Raw genomic sequence first — 289 nt, forward strand, 5'->3', positions numbered from 1 at the left:
GCTGATGATCTCGTCCTGCACGGACTTGGGCAAGGGCTCGTAGGAGTCCATCTGCATGGTGTACACGGCGCGGCCCTGCGTACCGGAACGCAGGTCGGTCGCGTAACCGAACATGTTGCCCAGCGGCTCCTTGGCCTCGATGACCACGGCGCTGCCACGCTGCTCCTGGCCCTGGATGAGGCCACGACGGGACGGATTGTCACCCATGACGAAGCCGGTGTACTCCTCGGGCGTCTCAACCTCGTCAGCCATGACGGGCTCCAGGATGACCGGGTTGGACTTGCGCAGG

The 289-nt window shown here is 64.7% G+C and carries 1 pseudogene; it reads right to left on the reverse strand.

The window, feature by feature from the left end:
* Positions 1–289: pseudogene (fusA, locus tag NE591_RS15405) on the reverse strand (elongation factor G); the annotation flags it as partial.

This window comes from Adlercreutzia sp. DFI.6.23, assembly GCF_024462535.1.
Lineage (GTDB): Bacteria > Actinomycetota > Coriobacteriia > Coriobacteriales > Eggerthellaceae > Adlercreutzia > Adlercreutzia rubneri.